Source organism: uncultured Allobosea sp., from assembly GCF_945957345.1.
Classification (GTDB): domain Bacteria; phylum Pseudomonadota; class Alphaproteobacteria; order Rhizobiales; family Beijerinckiaceae; genus Allobosea.
In genome coordinates this window covers 18,556-38,084 of sequence record NZ_CAMFKW010000034.1, presented here as the reverse complement: position 1 = coordinate 38,084, position 19,529 = coordinate 18,556, and the positions used below count along the sequence as shown (strand labels likewise).

At 68.2% G+C, this 19,529-nt stretch carries 13 protein-coding genes; 9 read left to right on the top strand and 4 right to left on the bottom strand.

Annotated features, from left to right (window positions below; translation table 11 throughout):
- Positions 1-244: 244 nt before the first annotated feature.
- The 7 genes from Q0Q36_RS16945 to trxA all read left to right on the top strand — a co-directional run bounded on the left by Q0Q36_RS16945 (position 245) and on the right by trxA (position 12,833).
- Entirely contained in the window at positions 245-2,725 is a 2,481-nt protein-coding gene (locus tag Q0Q36_RS16945; RefSeq protein ID WP_293799534.1) for a PAS domain-containing sensor histidine kinase, read from the top strand.
- On the top strand, positions 2,722-4,269 hold the full coding sequence (tsaE, locus tag Q0Q36_RS16940) for a tRNA (adenosine(37)-N6)-threonylcarbamoyltransferase complex ATPase subunit type 1 TsaE (RefSeq protein WP_293799531.1): 1,548 nt from the start codon (positions 2,722-2,724) through the stop codon (positions 4,267-4,269). The genes Q0Q36_RS16945 and tsaE overlap by 4 nt, the downstream gene beginning before the upstream one ends.
- 139 nt (positions 4,270-4,408) lie before the next feature.
- Complete coding sequence (locus tag Q0Q36_RS16935) at positions 4,409-5,149, top strand: nucleotidyltransferase family protein (protein ID WP_293799528.1); 741 nt, start codon at positions 4,409-4,411, stop codon at positions 5,147-5,149.
- Positions 5,142-8,249 (top strand): double-strand break repair protein AddB, encoded by a 3,108-nt coding sequence (gene addB, locus Q0Q36_RS16930; RefSeq protein ID WP_293799526.1) that lies wholly within the window; start codon positions 5,142-5,144, stop codon positions 8,247-8,249. The genes Q0Q36_RS16935 and addB overlap by 8 nt, the downstream gene beginning before the upstream one ends.
- Positions 8,246-11,740 (top strand): double-strand break repair helicase AddA, encoded by a 3,495-nt coding sequence (gene addA, locus Q0Q36_RS16925; protein WP_293799524.1) that lies wholly within the window; start codon positions 8,246-8,248, stop codon positions 11,738-11,740. The genes addB and addA overlap by 4 nt, the downstream gene beginning before the upstream one ends.
- On the top strand, positions 11,737-12,396 hold the full coding sequence (locus Q0Q36_RS16920; RefSeq protein WP_293799522.1) for a DUF1345 domain-containing protein: 660 nt from the start codon (positions 11,737-11,739) through the stop codon (positions 12,394-12,396). The genes addA and Q0Q36_RS16920 overlap by 4 nt, the downstream gene beginning before the upstream one ends.
- A 116-nt stretch (positions 12,397-12,512) precedes the next feature.
- On the top strand, positions 12,513-12,833 hold the full coding sequence (gene trxA, locus Q0Q36_RS16915; protein ID WP_038366779.1) for a thioredoxin: 321 nt from the start codon (positions 12,513-12,515) through the stop codon (positions 12,831-12,833).
- A gap of 77 nt (positions 12,834-12,910) precedes the next feature.
- Here trxA and Q0Q36_RS16910 read toward each other — a convergent pair whose 3' ends face one another.
- Positions 12,911-13,303, bottom strand: coding sequence for a DoxX family protein (locus tag Q0Q36_RS16910; protein WP_265057324.1), 393 nt, complete (start codon positions 13,301-13,303; stop codon positions 12,911-12,913).
- Between the two features lie 360 nt (positions 13,304-13,663).
- Between Q0Q36_RS16910 and Q0Q36_RS16905 the strand changes: the two genes are divergently transcribed.
- Positions 13,664-15,739 (top strand): transglycosylase domain-containing protein, encoded by a 2,076-nt coding sequence (locus tag Q0Q36_RS16905; RefSeq protein WP_293799508.1) that lies wholly within the window; start codon positions 13,664-13,666, stop codon positions 15,737-15,739.
- A gap of 2 nt (positions 15,740-15,741) precedes the next feature.
- Here the strand turns inward: Q0Q36_RS16905 and Q0Q36_RS16900 are convergent, their stop codons facing one another.
- The 3 genes from Q0Q36_RS16900 to Q0Q36_RS16890 form a co-directional block, all read right to left on the bottom strand.
- Positions 15,742-16,938: a multidrug effflux MFS transporter gene (locus tag Q0Q36_RS16900; protein ID WP_293799505.1), complete on the bottom strand. Its 1,197-nt coding sequence runs from the start codon at positions 16,936-16,938 to the stop codon at positions 15,742-15,744.
- 80 nt (positions 16,939-17,018) lie between these two features.
- Positions 17,019-17,672: a glutathione S-transferase family protein gene (locus Q0Q36_RS16895; protein ID WP_367187180.1), complete on the bottom strand. Its 654-nt coding sequence runs from the start codon at positions 17,670-17,672 to the stop codon at positions 17,019-17,021.
- Positions 17,669-18,853 (bottom strand): diaminopropionate ammonia-lyase, encoded by a 1,185-nt coding sequence (locus tag Q0Q36_RS16890; protein WP_293799502.1) that lies wholly within the window; start codon positions 18,851-18,853, stop codon positions 17,669-17,671. The genes Q0Q36_RS16895 and Q0Q36_RS16890 overlap by 4 nt, the downstream gene beginning before the upstream one ends.
- 104 nt (positions 18,854-18,957) lie before the next feature.
- Here Q0Q36_RS16890 and Q0Q36_RS16885 point away from each other — a divergent pair, with 104 nt between their 5' ends.
- Entirely contained in the window at positions 18,958-19,437 is a 480-nt protein-coding gene (locus Q0Q36_RS16885; protein ID WP_293799499.1) for an Lrp/AsnC family transcriptional regulator, read from the top strand.
- Positions 19,438-19,529: the final 92 nt, after the last annotated feature.

The following is a 19,529-nucleotide window of genomic DNA, read 5'->3' as shown; positions in this document are numbered from 1 at the left end:
TCCGGAAAATCGAACGATTTACCTGCCATTAAGCACTTCCTGACGGAGTCCAGCGATGATTAGAGTGGGAGTGATTCGGTCGCTGCGATGCGCGGGCCGGAACACAGCTCTGATGTGATTGGCGTGGTGGCGAGCGTGGATCGGCCCCTCCGGAGATGGCAGCCCTGTCAGCTCCCCCGGCCGATTCCGATGAGCCCGATGGACAGGCGGCCTGAAGGCCGCCGGAGAGACGACGGACGTAAGGATGGCACGGGCGAGGCGAAAGGGGCGAGATGGCGGCTGGTATCCGCGCGCATTGCTGCCTGGGCTGGCAGCCGCCTCGATCTCCGTTCCGGCCGTGGCGCGCAGCGAGTGGCTGACGCCGCTATCTTCCGATGCCATGAGCTCAGGCGGGCTGTCGCTGATCCTCGCGGGCCTGACCGTCTTCGCCACGACGACATCCCTGATCTATGTGCGCGAGCGGACGCGCTGGCAGAAGCGTGAAGCCAGGTTCGCAGCGGATCTCGAAGCGGCGCGCAGCCATCAGGAGCGGCTCTCCATCCTGCTCGCCGCGGACCCGCAGGTGGTGGTGAGCTGGAAGGGCCGAGACGCCGAGCCCGTCTTCGAGGGCGATAGCGGCTTCCTCGGCGCTCCCGGGGCGACGCTCGCCCTGGCCTATGGCAGCTGGGCGCCGCCAGCCGATGCCAAGCGCCTGGAGCTGGCGACCGATGCGCTCAAGGAGCGTGGCGAGGCGTTCAACGTCACGCTGCGCAGCAAGGCCGGCCCCTTCATCGACGTCGAAGGCCGCCCCGTTGCCGGGCGCGCGGTGATCCGCTTCCGCGAGGTGACGGGCGAGCGGGCGCAGGTCATGACCCTGCGCGGCGAGCTCGAACGCGTGACCGCGGGCCATGCGGCGCTGTCCAGCCTCCTCGCCGGGCTGCCGCACCCGGCCTGGATGCGTAACGCGGACGGCCGCCTGACCTGGGTCAATGCCGCCTATGCCCGCGCCGTCGAGGCCGCCGATGCGGGCGCCGTCGCGAAGGGCGGGCTCGAATTGCTGGACCGCACCGAGCGCGACGCCGCCGCGCGAGCTCGCCGCGAGGGCGGGACCTTCGCCGTGCGGGCACCGGCCGTCGTCTCCGGGCAGCGGCGTACGCTCGACATCATGGAGTTGCCGACCGCGACCGGTTATGCCGGCTTCGCCATCGACATGAGCGAGCTCGAAGCGATCCGGGCCGATCTGCAGCGCCAGATGGACGCCCATGTCGGCACGCTCGACCGGCTGAAGACGGCGGTCGCGGTCTTCGACGGCGCCCAGCGGCTCGTCTATCGCAATTCCGGCTTCGAAACGCTCTGGTCGTTGGAATCCGGTTTCCTCGACGGCCAGCCCACCGACGGGGAGATTCTCGACCGGCTGCGCGCCGAGCGCCGCCTGCCCGAGCTTGGAGACTACCGCAGCTGGAAGGCGGCCGCGCAGGCGGCCTATACCGCGACGCGTGCCAGCGAGGACTGGTGGTACCTGCCGGACGGACGCACCGTCCATGTCGTCGCCAGCCCCAACCCGCAGGGGGGCGTCACCTATCTCTATGACGACGTCACCGAGCGCTTCACGCTGGAATCGCGCTTCAACGCCCTGTCCCGCACCCAGCGCGAAACGCTGGATTCGCTGCGCGAAGGCGTCGCCGTGTTCGGCTCGGACGGGCGGCTCAAGCTCTCCAACCCGGCCTTCGCCCAGTCCTGGCGCATCCAGGGCGGCGATCTCGCGGCGAGCGCCCCCCATATCGACGAGGTCATCCGTCTGTGCCGGCCGCTCTTCCCGCAGGACGAGGTCTGGAGCGAATTGCACAGCGTCGTCACCGGCGTGCGCGATGCGCGCGAGGACTACAGCAGCCGCATCGAGCGGCGCGACGGCACGGTGCTCGACATGGCCGCCGCCCCGCTGCCGGACGGCGCGACGCTGATCTCCTTCGCCGACGTCACCGCCAGCGTGAATGTCGAGCGGGCGCTGACCGAGAAGAACGAGGCGCTGGAGACGATCTCGCGGCTGCGCGAGGATTTCGTCCACCACGTCTCCTATGAGCTGCGCTCGCCGCTCACCAACATCATCGGCTTCGCGCAGCTCCTCGGCACCGAGACGGTCGGCGCGCTTAACGAGAAGCAGCGCGACTATACCTCCCATATCGTCCGCTCGTCGGGCGCGCTGCTCGCCATCATCAATGACATTCTCGATCTCGCCACCATCGACAACGGTGCGCTGACCCTGGAGATTCAGGATGTCGACGTTGCCGATGCCATCGCGCAGGCGGCCTCCGGGCTTGAGGATCGGCTCACCGACAGCAAGCTCGAGCTCAAGGTCGAGATCGACGCCCGCACCGGGCCGCTGCGTGCCGACGGCAAGCGCCTGCGGCAGGTGCTGTTCAACCTGCTCTCCAATGCGATCGGCTTCTCCTCTCCCGGCCAGACCGTCACGGTCAGTGCGACGCGCACGGGCGGGGATATCCGCATCACCGTCGCCGATCAGGGCCGGGGCATCCCCGCTGAGGTGATGGAGAAGGTGTTCGAGCGCTTCGAGAGCCATTCGCTCGGCTCCAGCCATCGCGGCGTCGGCCTCGGCCTCTCCATCGTCCGCTCGATCGTCGAACTCCATGGCGGCCATGTCGAGCTCGATTCCGCGCCGGGCCGCGGCACGCGGGTGACAGCCGTCTTTCCGGCACAGGGCGTGCCGCTCTCGGATGCCGCCGAATGACGGAAGAAGCCCGCAAGGCCGGCACGCACCGGCTTCTGCTGGCGGACGAGGCGGCGACGCTGCGCCTCGCCGCCGATATCGCCGCCATCCTCAAGCCCGGCGACATCGTCGCGCTCTCCGGCCATCTCGGTTCCGGCAAGTCGCTGCTGGCCCGTGCCATCCTGCGCGAACTCGCCAATGATCCGCTGCTGGAGGCGCCGAGCCCGACCTTCACGCTGGTTCAGAGCTACGAGATCGGGCAGGGCACCGTCCTGCATGCCGATCTCTATCGCGTACGCTCGCCCGACGAACTCGACGATATCGGGCTGGTCGAGGATATCGACCGCCTGATCCTGCTGGTCGAATGGCCGGATCGGGCTGGCTCGCGCCTGCCGGCCGCCCGACGTCTCGACATCGTGCTTGATGTCGATCCCGACAATCCCGAAACCGGCCGCATCGCCGATCTCTCCGGCGGCGTGCTCTGGAAGCAGCGGCTCGCCATTGCGGTCGCGTCGCGCCGGCTTGTCGACGCTGCCGGCTGGAGCGATGCCCGCCGCGACTTCATGTTGGGCGATGCCTCGACGCGCGCCTATGAGCGCCTGACCCGGCCGAATGGCGAGACCTCGATCCTCATGATTTCGCCGCCGCGCCCGGACGGCCCGCCGATCCGCCTCGGCAAGCCCTATAGCGCGCTCGCCCATCTCGCCGAGAATGTCGAATCCTTCGTTGCGATGGATCGCGGCCTGCGTTCGCTCGGCTATTCGGCTCCGGATATCCTCGCCGCGGACCTGACGACCGGCCTGCTCGTCCTTGAGGATCTCGGCAACGAGGGCGTGATCGACGCCGAGCGCCAGCCTATCGCGGAGCGCTACGAGGCAGCCGCCCGGCTGCTCGCCGATCTCCACCGCCATACCCTGCCGGCGATCCTCCCGGTGGCCGAGGGGATTGACCACACCATCCCCGAATATGACCGCCAGGCCATGGCGATCGAGACCGAGCTGATCCTGGAATGGTATGCGCCGCATATTGCCGGGGTGACCCTGCCGGCCGTGACGCAGGCCGAGTTCGCGCGGATCTGGAACAAGCTCTTCGACGAAATCCTCGCCCAGCCGTCGACCTGGACCTTGCGCGATTACCACTCGCCCAACCTGATCTGGCTGGAAGGACGTGAGGGCCATGCCAAGCTCGGCCTGATCGACTTCCAGGACGCGGTGCTCGGCCACCCCGCCTATGATCTCGCCTCGCTCGGACAGGACGCGCGCGTCGACGTGCCGGCTTCGCTGGAACTCAGGCTGCTCGCGGCCTATGGCGCCGCCCGCCGGGCCGATACACCGGATTTCGACCTCGCCGGTTTCGCCCGCGCCTATGCCATCCTCGGCGCCCAGCGCAACACCAAGATCGCCGGCATCTTCGCCCGCCTCGACAAGCGCGACGGCAAGCCGGACTATCTGAAGCACTTGCCGCGCATCGAGGGCTATCTGCGCCGCAATCTCGACCACCCCGCCCTCGAAGAGCTGAAGGCCTGGTACCAGGCGCATATGCCGAAGCTGTTCGAGGCGCCGTGAGGAGCCTCCGTCATGCTCGCACGTGTGGCGAGCATCCACGTCTTGAACACCGCACTGCCGCCACGAAGACGTGGATGGTCGGGACAAGCCCGACCATGACGCGCTATGGAAGGCTATTCGCCTGTTTCGGGAGATTCGCGTGACCACAACCGCTTCGCCGCCGATCCGCCGGGCGATCGTGCTGGCGGCCGGCCTCGGGCAGCGCATGCGCCCGATCACCGACACGTTGCCCAAGCCGCTGGTCAAGATCGGCGGCAAGGCGATGCTAGATCACGCGCTCGACCGGCTGGCCGATGCCGGCGTCGAGGACGCCGTCGTCAACGTTCATCACCTCGCCGGGCAGGTCGAGGCGCATCTCGCCGGCCGGACGCGCCCGCGCATCACGATCTCGGACGAACGCGGCGAATTGCTCGAAACCGGCGGCGGCGCCAAGAAAGCCTTGCCGCTGCTCGGCGACGACCCCTTCTTCAGCGTCAACTCGGATTCACTCTGGAGCGAGCAGGGCGTCTCCAATTTCGGCGCGATGGCTTCGGCCTGGGACGGCGAGACGATGGACATGCTGCTGCTGCTGGCCGAGCGCGAGAGCAGCGTCGGCTTCAACGGTCCCGGCGATTTCTTCCGTGACGAGGCCGGCCGCCTGACGCGCCGCGGCGCCGCGGCGAACGCGCCTTATGTCTATGCCGGCATCGCGATCGTCACGCCGGGCTTCTTCGTGGATACCCCGGCCTCGTTTTCGTTCAACCTGCTCTTCGACCGCGCTATTGCGCGGGGCCGCCTCTCCGGCCATGTCCTCGAAGGCCGCTGGCTCCATGTCGACCGGCCGGAGGCGATCGCGCCGGCCGAGGCCGCCTTCGCAGCCGCTCAGCCGGTCGATGCCTGAGCTCAACCTGTTCAGCATCCCGGTCGGTGCGCCCTTTCTGGAGGTGCTGGCGCAGGCGATGCTGGATGGCCGGCTCGGGCCGGTCCATGACCCCGCCGATCCCGCCGCGATGGCGCGAACGACGCTCTATCTGCCGACGCGCCGCGCCGCCCGCGCCTTCGCCGCGATCCTCGCCGGAAAACTCGGCGGTAAGCCGCTGCTCCTGCCGCGCATCGTCCCGCTCGGCGATGTCGACGAGGCCGAGACGGCCTTGATCGGCGCCGGTGCCTGGGCAGAGGAGCGCGTCGTCCCGATCGCGCCGCTCGAACGCCGCATGCTGCTGACGCGTCTCGTCGATGCCTGGGGCCGCACGGCCAACCGCAAACATCTCCGGCTCGATCCGTCCGAGCCCGCCCTCGTGCCGGCGACGCTGGCCGAGGCCTATGGGCTCGCCGGCGATCTTGCCGCTCTGCTCGACCAGATGCAGACCGAGGGCGTCCCGGTCGAACGGCTGGCCTCGCTCGACGCGGCCCGCTTCGACCAAGTCTGGCAGCTCAATGCCGGCTTCCTCGCCATTCTCGGCGAAGCCTGGCCCGAAATCCTGGCCGAGCGTGGAGCCTGCGATCCGGCCACCTTCCGCAATCGCATGCTCGCGGCCGAGCGGGACAGGCTCATCGGCGGTGGCGCGACAGCGCCGATCATCGCCGCCGGCTCGACCGGTACTGTGCCCGCGACCGCGCGCCTGCTCGCGGCCATCGCCCGCTTGCCGAACGGAGCCGTGGTCCTGCCCGGCATCGATCTCGGGCTGGAGCAGCGCGCCTGGGATGCGATCGCAAGGGAGCCCGCCCCCTCCCATCCGCAAGCGGCCCTGCACCACCTGATGGAGACGCTCGAAGCCGTCCGCGACGATGTGCGCGAGCTCTCGCAGCCCGACCCGGCGCTTGGGGCGAGGGCGGCGCTGTTGCGCGAGGCGATGCTGCCGGCATCGGTCACCGAGCTCTGGTCCGATCTCGGCGCGCGCATCCCGGACGCGGTGGCGGCCGAGGGATTCGAAGGCCTGCGCGTCGTCGAAGCCGCCGACGAGCGCGAGGAGGCGTTGATCGTCGCCATCGCCTTGCGCGCGACATTGGAGCGCTCCGGCGCCCACGCGGCGTTGGTGACGCCGGATCGCGGTCTTGCCGAACGCGTTGCCGTCGAACTCAAGCGCTGGGGCGTTGAGGTCGACGATTCCGCCGGCCTGCCGCTTGGACGCTGGCCCGCCGGTTCGCTGCTGCGGCTGATCCTCGAAGCGGTGCTGGCCGAGATGGCGCCGGTCGCGCTGGTGCCGCTGCTGGCCCATCCGCTCTGCCGGCTCGGGCTCGGTCGGGATGTGCTGGCGCAGGGCGCGGCTGCGCTCGAGATCGGGACATGGCGTGGTCAGGCCGTGGGCCGTGGGATGGCGGGCCTGGAGGCTGCTCTCGGCAACTGGGAGGCCATCCGCGACGGCGGGCATGTCCCGCAGCCGCGTAAGCGATTGGCTGCTGAGGATCAGGCTGCCGCCGCAAAGGTGTTGCATGCGCTTGGCGCAGCCAGCACCGCCTTGCGCGAGGCATTCGCTACCGAGACTCCGACACTCGCATCGGTCGTCGCGACAGCGCGTGCGGCGGTCACCGCTTTTAGCTTGAGCGAGGCCGGCACGCCGCTCGCCTTTGTCGGCCCGGATGGCGAGGCGCTCTCCGGCCTCTTCGACGAGTTGGCCGGTGCGGAAGCCGTCATGCCCCCGAACGGCACGGCACGGGATTTCGTCGCGATCTTGGACGGTCTGCTGGCCGAGACTGTGGTCAAGCGCGCAGCGCCCGCCTATCCGCGCGTCGCGATCTGGGGCCTGCTCGAAGCGCGTTTGCTGGAAGCAGACCATGTCGTCCTCGGCGGCCTGAACGAGACCGTCTGGCCGCCGCAGACCACGACCGATTCCTTCATCAACCGGCCGATGCGCGCCGAGCTCGGCCTGTCGCCGCCGGAACGCCGCATCGGCCAGACCGCGCATGATTTCGTCATGGCCGCACTGGCGCCGCAGGTCACGCTGACGCGTCCACGCAAGGCCGGCGAGTCCGAGACCATCGCATCGCGCTTCTGGCAGCGCCTGCAGGCCGTGACGCCGCAATCGGTCTGGACGAAGGCCGTGGACGAAGGCGCAAAGCTGCGGGCGTTGGCTGGCGTGCTGAGCGCCGCCGCGGATGCCAAGCCGATCGGCCGCCCGGCGCCCCGCCCGCCGCGCGATCTCCAGCCGCTCTCGCTCAGCGTCACCGAAGTCGAGACGCTCTACCGCGACCCCTATCAGATCCACGCCCGCAAGATCCTGAAGCTCGACGCGCTCGACGATCTCGTCGCCGACCCGACCGCACAGGACCGCGGCAAGCTGCTGCACGGCATCGTCGAGGAATTCACCACGACCTATCCTCACGACTTGCCGGCCGACGCGTTGGGGCAACTGGTCGGGATCGGCACGCGGCTCTTCCGCGCCTACGACGACGTGCCGGAGGTCAGGGCCTTCTGGTGGCCGCGCTTCCTGTTGACTGCTGGCCATTTTATCCGATGGGAGGAGAGCCGGCGCGCCGATATCGGCCGCATCGGCGTCGAGCTCTTTACGGCCGCGAGCTTCCCGCTCGCCGACGGCAGCGAATTCCGTCTGAGCGGCAAGGCTGATCGGATCGAGCTGACGCGCGCGCCCTCGCTGCGCATCGTCGATTTCAAGACCGGTGCACCGCCCTCCAAGAAGCAGGTCGAGAAGGGCTTTGCCCCGCAATTGACGCTGGAAGCCGACCTGGCGGCGCGCGCCGGCTTCAAGGGGCTCTCCGGGCCGCTGCCGGTCGACGATGTGCTCTACGTCAAGCTCCACCACGACCCGAAAGGTTGGGGAGCGAGCGCGCCGCTCAAGTTCGGCGACGAGACCCTGGCCGATGTCGCCGCGCGCCATCTCGAGTACCTTCTGGAATATCTCGACCGCCTGCGCTCCGGCCGCGAGCCCTTCGTCTCGCGCCGTGCGCCGGACTACATCCGCTACGCCAGCCCCTATGACCATCTGGCCCGCGTCAAGGAATGGTCGGCCGCGCCGGGCGGGGACGAGGGGGGCGAGGCATGAAGCCCGGCTGGATCGTTCCGCCGCTGACCAATCAGCGCCAGGCTCAGGCCGCCGATCCAGGCCTCTCCGCCTGGGTCTCGGCCAATGCCGGCTCGGGTAAGACCCATGTGCTGGTCAATCGCGTGCTCAGGCTGCTGCTCGACGATGTCGCGCCCAGCCGGATGCTCTGCATCACCTATACCAAGGCCGCGGCCGCCAACATGGCGAACCGCATCTTCAAGGCGCTGAGCAACTGGGCGACGCTTTCGGATGAGGCGCTGGGGCGTGAGCTGGCGAGACTGACCGGCGAGGCGTCGACCCCGACCGAGCGCGCCAAGGCGCGCCGGCTTTTCGCACAGGCCCTGGAAACGCCGGGCGGGTTGCGCATCGAGACCATCCACGCCTTCTGCACGCGCGTCCTGCAGGCGGCGCCCTTCGAGGCCAATGTGCCGCCGCGCTTCGAGGTCGCCGATGATCTCGCGCAGGCCGAGATGCTGCGCGCGGCGCGCCGTGAATTGCTCGCTCACGTCGCGGCCGAGCCGAATGGGCCGGAGGCGCGTGCGCTCGACCTGCTCGCGCGGCTCGCGGCGCAGGACAGTTTCGAGACCATGTTCCAGGAGGCGCTGCGCCAGCGCGCCCTGTTCAGCGATGAAAACGGCCGTGCCCGCGAAGCGAACGCTGTCAAGGCTGGTATCGCCGCCTTCCTCGGCATCGCGCCTGACCTGTCGGCCGATGCTATCAGGGCGAGCTTCCGCGCCGATCTGGCGTCGTTGCCGGGATTGCATGCGCTGATCGGGGCGCTTCAGGCCGGTAGCGCCACGCGCCAGAATTTCGCGACGAACTTGCGCACGCTCCTTTCCGGGCAGGATGACGGCGATCCCGTGAGCTTCTGCCGGCGCGGTTTCATCACGGCCGAGGGCACGATCAACGCCAATATCCGCGGCAAGGGCAAATCCGAGTTCGATGGCGCCCTGCTTGCTACGCTGGAGGATCTCGCCACCTGCCTGCTCTCCGCTTCCGAGCAATTGAACGCCGTCGCGATCCGCGACCGCAGTGCGGCGCTCGCTTTGCTGGTGACGCGCATGCTCGCCTCCTACCAGCGCCAGAAAAGCCTGCGCTCGCTGCTCGACTACGACGACCTGATCGCGCGCACGCGTTCGCTGCTGGAGCGGGTCGAGGCCGCCTGGGTGCTCTACAAGCTCGATGCCGGCATCGACCACATCCTGCTCGACGAGGCGCAGGATACTGGCGAGGCGCAATGGGCAATCCTGCGCAAGCTCGCCGAGGAATTCACCAGTGGCGGCGATCTCCGGGCGAAACCACGCACCATCTTCGTCGTCGGCGACGAGAAGCAGTCGATCTACGGCTTTCAAGGTGCGGCCCCCTCCGCGTTCGGCGAGGAGCGCCGCGCCCTGGGCAACCGCATCCGGGCGGCGGAGCGGGATTTCGAGGCGATCAGCCTGAACACCTCCTTCCGCTCGGCGCCGGACATCATGCAGGCGGTCGATGCCGTCTTCGCCTTGCCCGAGCATGCGCGGGGTCTGGTCTTCGACGGCGCGGAACGGCCGGAAATCCACGATACCGTCCGCCGCAACGCGCCGGGCACGGTCGATATCTGGCCGCTGGCCGCCAACGACACTGGCGAGCCGCCCGATGCCTGGACGACGCCGGTCGATGCGCCGGAGCGGCGCAGCGGCACGGTCAAGCTCGCTGAGCGCATCGCCCGCACCTTGCAGCGCTGGCATCGCGACCGCCGCGACGATCTCGGCCATCCCTTCGCGGCCGGCGACGTGATGATCCTGCTGCGCCAGCGCGGCGCGCTGTTCGAGGCGATCGTCAAGGCGCTGAAGGATGCCGATGTTCCCGTCGCCGGCCGCGACCGGCTGACGCTGGCCGAGCATCCGGCGGTGGAGGACCTCGTCGTGCTCGGCCGCGCCCTGCTCCTGCCGGATGACGACCTGACGCTTGCGACCGCGCTCAAGACGCCGCTGATCGATCTCGACGACGATGACCTGCTTCGCCTCGCGCCGAACCGCAAGGGCTCGCTGCGCGACGCCTTGCAGGAAGCCGCGGCCGGCGAGCCGCGCTATGCCGCTGCCGAAGCGAAGCTTGTGCGCTGGACGCAGCAGGCCGGGCGGCAGGGGCCGTTCCGCTTCTTCGCCGATCTGCTCGGCCCGGGTGGCGGGCGCAATCTCGCATTGGCCCGGCTCGGTGCCGAAGCCGGCGACGCGCTCGATGCCTTCCTCAACGCGGCACTCGATCACGAGCGCCGCTCCGGCCCCTCGCTCGCCGGCTTCCTCCAGCATGTCGCGGGCAGCGCCGCCGATGTGAAGCGCGATCTCTCGGCCAGCGCCGGCGAGGTCCGCGTCATGACCGTGCATGGTTCGAAGGGTCTGGAAGCGAAGATCGTCATCCTCGCCGACCTCGGCGTCGAGCCCGGAGCCCGGCGCCTACCGAAGATTCTGGCGGTGCGCGCGCCATCCGGCGGGCTCGTGCCGCTCTGGCCGCCGGCCTCCGCGGAGGACGTATCGGCGACCGAAGCGGCCAAGGCTGAGGTGGTCGGGCAGATGGTCGAGGAGCATCACCGCTTGCTCTACGTCGCGATGACCCGCGCCGAGGACCGCCTGATCGTCTGCGGAGCGCAGCCCAAGGGCGAGGCGCCGCCCGGAAGCTGGTACGCGATGATCGAGCAGGGATTGATGCAGTCGGATGCCGGCTTGCAGCAGCTTGGCGAAGGCGACGAGGCAGTTCTGCGCTTCATGGTTTCGGCGCCGTCATCGATAGAGGAAGAGACCAGCCGGTCGGAAGGCGAAGCAAAGCATCTTGCCGTGCCGGATTGGCTGGCCAGGCGGGTCATCCGCGAGGCCGAGCCCCTGCCGCCGCTGAAGCCGTCGAGCGCACTGACCGCCGCCGATGGCGAGGAGCGGCCTGGCGATGGCCCCTTCCTGGCCGAAGCGGCGGCGGCAGGCCGGCTGGCGCATCTGCTTTTGCAGGTCCTGCCAGGCGTTCCCGAGGCCCGCCGTCCCGCGACGGCGGAGGCCCTCGCGGAAGCGCGCGGCGGGGCCCTGCGGCCTGAAAGGCGGGCGACCATCGTGGCCGATGCCTTGCAATTGCTGGCGGCACCGGCATTGACCGGGCTCTTTTCCCCGGAGGCTTTGGCGGAGGTCCCCGTGGCTGGTTCGATCCGCTTGCCGGATGGCGAAACCCGCGCCGTGTCCGGACGGATCGACCGGCTGGCCGTCACCCCCGACAGCGTCATCGTCGCCGATTTCAAGACGACGGCCCGGCCGCCGCGCGAGGTCGATGCGATCCCCGTCACGACGATCGCCCAGCTCGCCGCTTATGCCGCGCTGATGCGGGAGATCTATCCGGGCCGTCAGGTGCGGGCCCTGGCGATCTATACGGCGAGCCTCTCCTGTTTCGAACTGGACGCCGCGCGCCTCGATGATGCGCTTGCGGCGCTGGCAGCCGGCGAGGGCATTGCCTCTACCGAGGGAGCATTCAGGTCATGAGATTCGTGCCGCATTCCCTGTCGCTGCGCCCGCGCCTGTTGATCGCTTTGGCTATCGGGGCGCTGCTTGCAGCCCTGCTGCCGGGCGACTGGCGCTGGGCGACGCGTCTGCTCGTTGCCTGGGATGCGGGCGCCGCCCTCTATCTCGGCCTGTTGGCGACGACGATGTTCACCGAGACGGTCGACCAGATCCGGGCGCGGGCGGAGCAGCAGGACGAGGGCGCCGTCGCTATCCTCGTCATCTCCTGCCTCGCGGCGAGCGCCAGCCTCGCCGCCATCGCTGTCCAGCTCGCGGGGATTGGCAAGGTGCCGGCGGATGAGCGCGGCATCCATCTCGCGCTCGGCGGCGTCACGATCCTGTGTTCGTGGACGCTGCTGCACGCCTTCTTCACGCTGCACTATGCCGGCATCTACTATCGCGGCGGCAAGGCTGAGCCCTGTCTCGCCTTTCCCGGCAACGGCGAGCCCGACTATGTCGATTTCCTCTATTTTTCCTACACGATCGGTTGCACCTCGCAGACCTCCGATATCGGCGTCAGCACCCGTCAGGCGCGCGGAATCGTGCTGGCGCATTCGGTTCTGACCTTCATCTTCAACACGTCGATCCTGGCGATGGCGATCAATGTCGGCGCGAGCCTGGTTTCGGGCGGGTCGTGACGCGCCGGCTTCATCTCTGCCCTGCTATGCAGGCGCCTTGACCCAAGGGGGCGGCGTTCATAGCTTTGCTGGCGAAGGGCGGCGATGCCGCCCGTGGAATCGAAAGGCGGCCAGTCATGGCAACGAGCAAGGTAACCGATCAGAGCTTCGAGGCCGACGTCCTGAAGTCGTCCGAGCCGGTCGTGGTGGATTTCTGGGCGGAGTGGTGCGGTCCCTGCCGCATGATCGGCCCGGCGCTCGAGGAAATCGCGACCGAGCTCAACGGCAAGGTCAAGATCGTCAAGATGAACGTCGACGAGAATCAGCAGATTCCGGCCCAATTCGGCATCCGCTCGATCCCGACGCTGATGCTGTTCAAGGACGGCAAGCTCGCCTCGCAGAAGGTCGGCGCCGCCCCCAAGAGCGACCTCTCGCGCTGGATCTCCGCCGCGGTCTGATTCGCGTTCCGCAATAAAAAAGCCCCGCTTCCGTGAGGAGGCGGGGCTTTCTGCTTTTCAGCGATGCCGCTGGGTGGTCAGCCGCGGCTGTCCTTGTCGATCGCGAAGGCACCGGCGCCCGCGAAGACGAGGTAGAGGAAGACGAAGCAGTAAAGGATCGCCGCATCGCCGCCATTGGCGACCGGGAAGGGGCTCTTCGGCGCGTGGGCCATCCAGTAGGCGAAGGCCATCTGGCCCGACAGGATGAAGGCGACGATCCGGGTCTGGAAGCCGACGAGGATCAGCAGGCCGCCGACGAGCTCGAGTGCGCCCGCGAACCAGTACAGCGTGAAGGCCGGCGGGAAGGCGCCGTTCGGCGGCGCGATCGGGAAGCCGAACAGCTTCTGGGAGCCGTGTGCGATGAAGATCAGCGCGGCGACGATGCGCAGGATGCCGAGGAACTGCGGCGCGTAGCGATTGAGCGACTGCATGGATTGGGCCTCTTTGACGAAGGATGGGTCGAGCAGTTCGCCTCAGGCACCGCCATGACCGTGTGGATGAAGCGCTTGTAGTCAACCCGCCGGAGTTTGCGCAATATCCAGGTTGTTGACGATTTCGTTTGCGTGTTTGCAAGTTGGATCACGTTTGCGCGACGACTGTGTCCGTCACGTCGCGCTGCAGGCTTTACGAACCCTTAAAAGCGCCATGTTTGAATCCTGTGTGACCTGACCGCATTTGCGAGGCGGCTTGGCGGCCGAAAACGGGGCAGGATGAACGACCGGATTGCACGAGGCGAGCGGCGCGAGCCCTCCTTTGGTTATGAGCGTGGCGAGCGCCACGTGGACGGTGACATGCGCCTTTCTCCAGACGACCGTCCCTCCCGCTTTCAGAAGGCCGCGGCGCAGCCCGAGCCGAGCCGGCAGCTCCGCAACCCGCCAAAACGCGACAAGCGCGGTGGCGGGGGAGGTGGCAAGCGTCGTAGTCGTCGGCGGCGCTCGCTGCTGGGTGGCCTGTTCTACTGGACGATGGTGCTCGGCCTCTGGTGCGTCATCGGCGTCGGCGGCATCGTCGCCTATCACGCCTCGCAATTGCCGCCGATCAACCAGCTCACCGTGCCGAAGCGGCCGCCGAACATCGCGATCCTCGCTGCCGATGGCTCGCTGCTCGCCAATCGCGGCGAGACCGGCGGGCGTACCGTCACCATCGGCGAGATCCCGCCTTATCTGCCGAAGGCTTTCGTCGCGATCGAGGACAGGCGCTTCTACGAGCATTTCGGCATTGACCCGGTCGGCATCAGCCGCGCCATTGTCAACAATCTGCGCGGTCGCGGCGGCGTCCAGGGCGGCTCGACGCTGACCCAGCAGCTCGCCAAGAACCTCTTCCTGACGCAGGAGCGCACCGCCGCCCGCAAGATCCAGGAGGCGATTCTGGCGCTGTGGCTGGAGCGCACCTACACCAAGGACCAGATTCTCGAGCTCTATCTCAACCGCGTCTATTTCGGCTCCGGGGCCTATGGCGTCGAGGCGGCGGCGCAGCGCTATTTCAACAAATCGGCGCGCTCGGTGACGATCGCGGAGGCGGCGATGCTGGCCGGCCTCGTCCAGGCCCCTTCGCGCCTTGCGCCGAACCGCAATCCCGATCTGGCCGAGAAGCGCGCCCAGCTCGTCATCGCCGCGATGGCCGACCAGGGCTTCATCACGCAGGCTGCGGCCAAGACCGCGCTGACCGCGCCGGCCGAGGTGCCCGAGCGCGTCGGGGCGGGCTCGGTCAACTATGCCGCCGACTACGTCATGGATGTGCTCGACGATTTCATCGGCGCGGTCGAGGGTGACGTCACCGTTCTGACCACGATCGACTCGAAGCTGCAGTCCTCGGCCGAGACGACGCTGGTCGATGCGCTCTCCGCGCAGGGCGCCAAGCTGAATGCCTCGCAAGGCGCGGTCGTCTCGCTCGCGCCCGATGGTGCGATCCGCGCCCTGATCGGTGGCCGTGACTACACCAAGAGCCAGTTCAACCGTGCTACGGCTGCCCGCCGTCAACCGGGCTCGTCCTTCAAGCCCTTCGTCTATCTCACGGCGCTCGAAAAGGGCATGACGCCGGACACGATCCGCGACGATGCTCCCGTGTCGATCAAAGGCTGGGAGCCGGAGAACTATTCGCGCACCTATCGTGGCCCGGTGACGCTGGCGACGGCGATGCAGCATTCGCTCAACACGGTCGCCGCACGATTGATCCAGGAGGTGACGCCCAAGGAGGTCGTCCGCACCGCCCAGCGCCTCGGCATCACCTCGGCCCTGCAGCCGAACCTCTCGCTGGCGCTCGGCACCTCGGAGGTGACGCCGCTGGAGATGACCGCCGCCTACGCGACCTTCGCCAATGGCGGCCAGTCGGTGCTGCCCTATGTCATCCGCGAGGTGCGCCAGACCAATGGCAAGGTCGTCTATGCCCGCAAGGCCGCCGGCCTGGGCCAGGTCATCCAGCCGCAGCAACTCGCCATGATCGATACGATGTTCAACGGCGTGATGAATGGCGGCACCGGCAGCAAGTTCAACATCCCGGGCTGGCAGGTCGGCGGCAAGTCCGGCACGACGCAGGATTACGGCGACGCCTGGTTCGTCGGCTTCACCGCCAAGCTCGTCACTGCCGTCTGGGTCGGCAACGACGACAATTCGAAGATGAAGCGCGTCACCGGCAGCGGCCTGCCCGGCGAGATCTGGGGAAAGTACATGAAGGCCGCCCATGCCGGCTCGCAGCCGATCCCGCTGCCGGGAGGCCTCTGGCAGGGCGCGCCGAAGACGATTGGCGAAGGGGCGCCGGTTGCCGACGCGCGGGTTCCGACGGCACCCGTGCAGACCGGGAACGCCAGAACCTGGACGCCTCCGCCGCCGCAGGAGAAGAACTTCTTCGAGCGGCTCTTCGGCGGCTGAATCTAGCTCTTCGCGGCCCGGATGCCTCGCGTTGCGCGGAACAGCACCAGCGCCGTCACGCCGAGCGCCGACATCACCAGAGGCAGTGGCAACGCGGCGTTTTTCAGCAGGTGCCCGACGACGAGCCCGACGCAGGCCGAGAGCAGCATCTGGCAGAGCCCGTTGAAGGATGATGCCGCGCCGGCCCGGTCCGGGAAGGGCATCATCGCCGAGGCCTGGGCCTGCGGCATGGTGAGCCCGACGCCACAGGCATAGAGCGCCATCGGCACGACGACCCCGGCCGCGCCGCCCAGCCCGGTCAGGACGCAGACCAGCATGGCCAGCCCGCCACCGGCGAGACAGGAGACCCCGAAGGAAATCACGCCGTCCATGCCGCGCCGCCCGACCAGGCGCTGGGCGATGATCGTGCCCAGGATGAAGCCGAGCACGCCGAAGCCGAAAGAGAACCCGTATTCGATCGGGCTCAACCCATAAATGCCGATCAGTACGAAGGACGAGCCCGAGATGAAGGCGAAAAGCCCGGCATAGGCCAGTGCCGTCAGTGCGACATAGACGCGGAAGGCGCGGTTGTGCAGCAGTGTCCCGAAGCCCCGGAAAATGCCGACGAGGGAGAGCGGCTGCGGCGAGCGCGCCCGTAGCGTCTCCGGCATCACCGTGACGATGACGCTGGCGAGCGCGAGCCCGAACACCAGCGAAGCGAGAAAGGTCGAGCGCCAGCCGAAAGCGACCTGCAGCACGCCGCCGATCACCGGCGCGATGGCCGGAACCAGCCCCATGATCATGCCCATGCGGGCGAGTTCGCGGCCGGCGCGGGGGCCGTCATAGAGATCGCGCACCATGGCACGGCCGAGAACGATCGGGCCGGACGCACCGAGTGCCTGAAAAGCCCGCGCCAACGTCAGTGCGCCGATCGAGGGCGCGAAGGCACAGGCCAGCGTCGCCAGCCCGAACAGGCCGAGCCCCGCGAGCAGCACAGGCCGGCGCCCCAGCCTATCGGAAAGCGGCCCCCAGAAGATCTGCCCGGCGGCGAAGCCGAACAGGAAGGAGGAGAGCGTCGCCTGCGCGCCGGCGACATCGGTCTGCATCACCCGCGCGATCTCCGGCAGGGAGGGCAGGTAGAAATCCGTGGAGAGCGGCCCGAGAGCCGTCAGCATGGCGAGGACGGCGGTCATCGCCAGCGTATCGGGACGAAGCTTCATGCGCGGCCTCCGGCGCGGCTGGGGCAGTGGCCGCGCTGCCGGGCTCTGCTACGACGTCACCCGGTCATCCGGCAATGGCCTTAAGCTGCCGGCCGGTCCTGCGTTTCACCGTGATAGGCCGTCGCCCGCATCGAGGCGCGTTCCGAGAACGTCTCGTACCAGCGCGTCAGCCGCGGCCGCCCGCTGCGGAAATCCGGCAGGTCGCGGAATTCCAGCCAGGCGAGCGCGGTGGCCAGCCCGATATGGCCGATCTGGACGGGCTCATCGAAACTCTCGCTACGCTCCAGCACGTCGAAGGATTCGACGAGCTTTGCCGTCTGACCCTTCTGGAGTGGCGGATAGCGCAGAGGTTCCGGTCGTCGCAGCGTCTCCCAGCGCAAGGCGATACCGGCATCGCAGAGCCCTTGCGCAATGGCGTGCAGGCGCAGCGCCTGCCAGCGAGCTTTGCCCTCGACCGGGATCAATCGACGTCCGCCATGAAGCCCGTCGAGATAATCGCAGATCACGAGCGAATCGAAGATCGCGCCAGCTTCCGGCGTAATCAGCACCGGCACCTTGCCGAGCGGATTGACGGCGAAGACATCGGGGTTGCGGTTGGTCGGACTCGTCTCCTGATCGACAATCGCGAGCCGGTCGACGATGCCCGCCTCATGCGCGAAGACGATGGTCTTGCGCGCATAGGGCGAATGGCTCTGCGAATGAAGTGTCAGCCGCTCGGAGGCTTGCGTGGTCACTCGACCTCCTCCGGCTTGAGGCCGACGAGCTCGGCATAGCGCGCCGGATCGGTCGCGCCCTCGGTATTGACCAGGAAGACGCGCGATTGGCCATCGAGCTTCAGCGCTGCGCGGGCCTGCGGGTCGCGCAGGGCCGCGAGCAGGCCGGCGAGCCCGGCCGCTCCGCTCTCGCCGGCGACGATGGCCGGGTCGCCCCCTGCCGGCCGGGCAAGCCGGTTCATCGCTTCGACGGCGTCCGAATCTTCGGCGGTCATGAAGGCATCCGCCGCGCGATAGAGCACGCGCAAGGCGAGCGGCGAAGTATCGTAGCATTCGAGCATCGCCATCACGGTCGGCGCGCCATGCGGAATCTTGCCGGGCTTGCCGCGCTTGGCCGCCTCGAAGACGCAGGCTGCGCGTGACGGCTCGACCACGGTGAAGAACGGCCGCTCGCCGCCAAAGCTCGTTTCCATTTGCGCCGCGAGTGCGGCGGCGATGCCGCCGACACCGGCCTGCACGAAGACATGCGTCGGCCGCTCCGGCATCTGCGCCAGCCCCTCGCGGGCGATGGCGGTATAGCCCTGCATCACCAGCCCGGGGATGCGCTCATAGCCGTCCCAGGACGTGTCGGAGACGATGGTCCAGCCGCGCTTCGTCGCGACACGGGCGGCCTCGACCACGGAATCGTCATAGGTGCCGGAGACACGCACCATCTCGGCGCCGAAGCGGGCGATGGCCGCGACGCGCTCGTCGCTGACGCCGCCATGCACGAAGATCACGGCCCGGGCTCCGAGCAACTGCGCGCCCTGTGCGACGGAGCGGCCATGATTGCCATCAGTCGCGCAAGCGAAAGTCATGCCGGCCGCTGCCGCGCGCACGGCGGGGTCGTTCATGTCGGCATCGCTGAGTTGCCTGCCGAGTTTTTCGGAAGCCGTTTCGAGCGCAAGCCGGATCACCGCATAGGCGCCGCCGAGCGCCTTGAAGCTGCCGAGACCGAGGCGCTGGCCCTCGTCCTTGATGAAGAGCGCGCCGATGCCGAGCGCGGCGGCCAGCGCCGGGAGGCTGTGCAAAGGGGTCGGCACATGGTTCGGCCGCTGCGTCAGATGCGCCGCGATCGCATCCGCCCCGGCGGGCCCGAGCGTCTCGACATCCTCCGGATGGAGGGCGGAGCGATAATCCGGATGATGGTTCAGCAGGAACATGGCGGCCTCGTCTGGCTGGGCTGCCTGAATGGATATTGCATCCCAAGCGAAAAAGGCGCTGGATTTGGCCCACGACCTTGCAAGTTTCTTTCTCAGGATGAGGCATGGCCGAGCCGACCGCTCATGATCTCGACGCTTTCGACCGGGCGATCCTCGCGATCCTCCAGCAGGACAACACCACGCCGCAGCGGGTGATCGGTGAGCGCGTCAATCTGTCCGCGCCGGCCGTGCAGCGTCGTATCCGCCGGATGGAAGCGAACGGCGTCATCCGGGCCAATGTCGCTGTGGTCGATCCCGCCGCGCTTGGCCATCCGATCACGCTCTTCGTCGAGGTCGAGCTGGTCAGCGAGACGGCCGGCGATATCGACGCTGCCAAGAACGCCTTCCGGGCCGCGCCCGAGGTGCAGCAATGCTATTACGTCACCGGCGAGGTCGACTTCATGCTGGTCGTGCTGGCGTCGAGCATGGCGGCTTACGAGGCGCTGACGCGGCGCCTCTTCTTCGCCAATCCCAATATCCGCAAGTTCCGCTCCTTCGTCGCGATGGACCGGGTGAAGACGGGCCTTGCCGTGCCGATTTCATAGCGCCCTGCGGCAAAAACAGGGCTGCCATCGCCGAGATGTCTTGTTACGGCCGCTTCGATATGCGACCGCGTGCGGACGTGACGAACGAGCCT

Excerpts from the sequence above, each read along its gene's own strand:
- Q0Q36_RS16945 (WP_293799534.1), top strand. The coding sequence starts at position 245 with ATGGCACGGGCGAGGCGAAAGGGGCGAGATGGCGGCTGGTATCCGCGC.
- tsaE (WP_293799531.1), top strand. The coding sequence starts at position 2,722 with ATGACGGAAGAAGCCCGCAAGGCCGGCACGCACCGGCTTCTGCTGGCG.
- addB (WP_293799526.1), top strand. The coding sequence starts at position 5,142 with ATGCCTGAGCTCAACCTGTTCAGCATCCCGGTCGGTGCGCCCTTTCTG.
- addA (WP_293799524.1), top strand. The coding sequence starts at position 8,246 with ATGAAGCCCGGCTGGATCGTTCCGCCGCTGACCAATCAGCGCCAGGCT.
- Q0Q36_RS16920 (WP_293799522.1), top strand. The coding sequence starts at position 11,737 with ATGAGATTCGTGCCGCATTCCCTGTCGCTGCGCCCGCGCCTGTTGATC.
- trxA (WP_038366779.1), top strand. The coding sequence starts at position 12,513 with ATGGCAACGAGCAAGGTAACCGATCAGAGCTTCGAGGCCGACGTCCTG.
- Q0Q36_RS16910 (WP_265057324.1), bottom strand. The coding sequence starts at position 13,303 with ATGCAGTCGCTCAATCGCTACGCGCCGCAGTTCCTCGGCATCCTGCGC.
- Q0Q36_RS16905 (WP_293799508.1), top strand. The coding sequence starts at position 13,664 with ATGCGCCTTTCTCCAGACGACCGTCCCTCCCGCTTTCAGAAGGCCGCG.
- Q0Q36_RS16900 (WP_293799505.1), bottom strand. The coding sequence starts at position 16,938 with ATGAAGCTTCGTCCCGATACGCTGGCGATGACCGCCGTCCTCGCCATG.
- Q0Q36_RS16890 (WP_293799502.1), bottom strand. The coding sequence starts at position 18,853 with ATGTTCCTGCTGAACCATCATCCGGATTATCGCTCCGCCCTCCATCCG.
- Q0Q36_RS16885 (WP_293799499.1), top strand. The coding sequence starts at position 18,958 with ATGGCCGAGCCGACCGCTCATGATCTCGACGCTTTCGACCGGGCGATC.